Source organism: Polaromonas sp. P1_G2, from assembly GCF_056405515.1.
On record NZ_JBFUBY010000458.1, the window covers coordinates 1 to 2072 of the forward strand.

General features: G+C 65.3%; 3 protein-coding genes and 1 pseudogene. All 4 read right to left on the minus strand.

The window, feature by feature from the left end; genetic code table 11:
* A partial coding sequence (locus tag AC1D0P_RS25145) for a VOC family protein (RefSeq protein ID WP_477679228.1) occupies nt 1-355 on the minus strand: 355 nt, incomplete at its 3' end.
* A gap of 27 nt (nt 356-382) precedes the next feature.
* Nucleotides 383-1147 (minus strand): ABC transporter ATP-binding protein, encoded by a 765-nt coding sequence (locus AC1D0P_RS25150; protein WP_477679229.1) that lies wholly within the window; start codon nt 1145-1147, stop codon nt 383-385.
* Nucleotides 1148-1149: 2 nt separating this feature from the next.
* On the minus strand, nt 1150-1908 hold the full coding sequence (locus AC1D0P_RS25155; RefSeq protein WP_477655597.1) for an ABC transporter ATP-binding protein: 759 nt from the start codon (nt 1906-1908) through the stop codon (nt 1150-1152).
* Nucleotides 1905-2072 (minus strand): annotated as a pseudogene (locus tag AC1D0P_RS25160) (branched-chain amino acid ABC transporter permease); the annotation flags it as partial. The gene AC1D0P_RS25155 and the pseudogene AC1D0P_RS25160, both read right to left, overlap by 4 nt.

The window sequence follows — 2072 nt, forward strand, 5'->3', positions numbered from 1 at the left end:
GCGAGGGCACGGCCCAGGCACCGCGCTCCAGGGCGCGGCGGTAGGCTTCTGCCGCATCGCGCACGCGCAGCGCCACGGCGGCGATCACCGGCTTGTCGGTCGGTGCGGCGCCGTCGGGCATGGCCGGGATGTGGGCATTGACGATGACGTTCATGCCGCCCTGGCGGTACAGCATGACCTCGCGCGAGCGGTGCCGCGCCACCGGCCTGAAACCCATCATCTCCAGCACCTGGCCCAGGGCCTGCGGCTTGGAGGTGGTGTATTCGATGAACTCGATGCCGTCCATGCCCAGTGGATTGGCGACTTCGGGGATGGCTTCGCGGTCGGCGGCGGGCGCTTGCTTGGCGGTGCTCATGGTGTTCTCCGGTTCAAAGGTTCCAGCTCAAGAAGTTTGCGCGGCGGGCGCTGCCACGGCCGCGCCCGGCACATGGCCGCCGCCCAGGAACAGGCGCTCGATGTTGGGGTCCGCCAGCAGCTGCGCGGCCGGCTTGTGCAGCACCAGCTGGCCCGACTCCAGCGCGATGGCGTCGTCCGAGATCTTGAGCGCGCTCTTGACGTTCTGCTCGACCATCAGCACGGTTGTGCCCTGCGCCGCCAGCCGCTGCAGCAGCTTGAACACGTCCTGCACCACCATGGGCGACAGGCCGATGGAAGGCTCGTCGATCAGCAGCACCTTGGGCCGCAGCAGCAGCGCGCGGCCGATTTCCAGCTGCTTCTGCTCGCCGCCCGACAGCGCCGAAGCCTGCGAGTGCAGGCGCTCCTTGACGCGCGGGAAAAATTCCAACACTTCGGGGATGCGCTCGTGCGTGGTCTTGGTTCCCAGCGTGATGCCGCCCAGTTCCAGGTTCTGGAACACCGTGAGTTGCCCGAACAGGTTGCGGCCCTGCGGCACAAAGGCGATGCCCCTTGCCAGCAGCTCCTTCTGGCTCGCGCCCGAGATGTCCACCCCGTCCAGCAGGATGCGGCCCTGGCGCGGCTTGAGCAGGCCGAACAGGGTTTTGAGCACGGTTGACTTGCCCGCGCCGTTGGGGCCCAGCAGCAAGGTGATGGAGCCGCGCCTGACCTTGAAGGACAGGTTGTTGAGGATCATGAAATCCTTGTAGCCCGCCACCACGTCGTCGAATTCAATACAGGTATCGTTGCTCATCTTCAATTCCCCAAATAGGCGTCGAGGACTTCTTTGTTGGCGCGAATTTCAGCCGGTGTGCCTATGGCCATCACCCGGCCCTCCACCATCACCATGATGCGGTGGCACAGGTCCATCACAAAATCCATGTTGTGCTCGATCACGACAAAAGAGCTCTTGCGGCCGAACTTGGGGTTCTGGTTGAGTTCCTTGAGCAGCGAGGAAATGCCGCCCACCAGGCTGGGGTTCACGCCGGCGCAGGGCTCGTCGAGCAGCACCAGGTCGGGCTCGGCCATGAAAGCCATGGCGATGTCCACGAGTTTTTGCTGGCCGTAGCTCAGGGTGCCGGCCGGCTTGTCGGCCACGTGGCGTATGCGGAACTGGTCGATCAGCGCATCGGCCTTGTCGCCCAGGCCCGAATCGCCGGGCGCGAACATGCGGCTGAACATGCTGCCCTTGTGCTCCTGCGCGGCAACGATCAGGTTGTCTCGCACCGTCATCTTGCCGAAGACTTGCAGGGTCTGGAAGGTGCGGCCGACGCCGCGGCGGCTCAACTCGAGCGGCGACAGGCCGGTGATGTTCTGGCCGTTCAGTTCGATCGAGCCCTCGTTCGGCGTGATCTGCCCCAGCACGCTGTTGAACATGGTGGTCTTGCCCGAGCCGTTCGGGCCTATGACGCCGAAGATCTCGCCGGGCATCACCTCGAAGGACACACCAGCCACGGCCTGGATGGCGCCGTAGGCTTTCTTGAGGCCGCTGACTTTTAACAATGCATTGCTCATGATGCCGCTCCGATCCGGCCGGCGGCCGCAGCGCGTGCCTGTGAGGCCTCGCGCGCCGCGCGCCTGCTCCTGATGCGGTCGGGAATGCTGAGCAGGCCGTCGGGCAGCCAGACCATCAGCAGCACCACCGCGGCGCCGAACATCGGCAAATACCAGTTGGAGAC